This is a genomic window from Rhizobium redzepovicii (genome assembly GCF_019793435.1).
GTDB classification, from domain to species: Bacteria; Pseudomonadota; Alphaproteobacteria; order Rhizobiales; family Rhizobiaceae; genus Rhizobium; species Rhizobium redzepovicii.
Genome location: NZ_JAILYH010000114.1, coordinates 1 through 262, shown reverse-complemented (window position 1 = coordinate 262; position 262 = coordinate 1). Strand labels below are relative to the sequence as shown.

Below are 262 nucleotides of genomic sequence, written 5' to 3'. Positions count from 1 at the left end.
GTCGTCTCGGTGCGGATGAACGAACTGGCGAAGACCACGGTCGTGCCGGTTTCGCCCTTGCGAACGGCGCCGCCGAGCTCGATTGCCTGGCGAAACGTCATCCAGCGTGATGAGGCAAAGCCGCGGGAGATGGCTTGGCTGCTCATGTTGGAACCTCCGTTTCGAGGTCGCGGCCATCGCGACCTGCTACGGCGGTCCGAAAGCCGGGCTGCAAGCGCTGCCTGCACCCGCAGGGCCGCAACGAAGTGGAGGACGGCAAAGC

Annotated in this window: 1 protein-coding gene; it reads right to left on the bottom strand. The window is 65.6% G+C overall.

Annotated elements, in window-relative coordinates:
* Window positions 1-262 (bottom strand): ArdC-like ssDNA-binding domain-containing protein (locus K6N12_RS35160; RefSeq protein ID WP_425517740.1); only part of this gene is annotated, 262 nt, incomplete at both ends.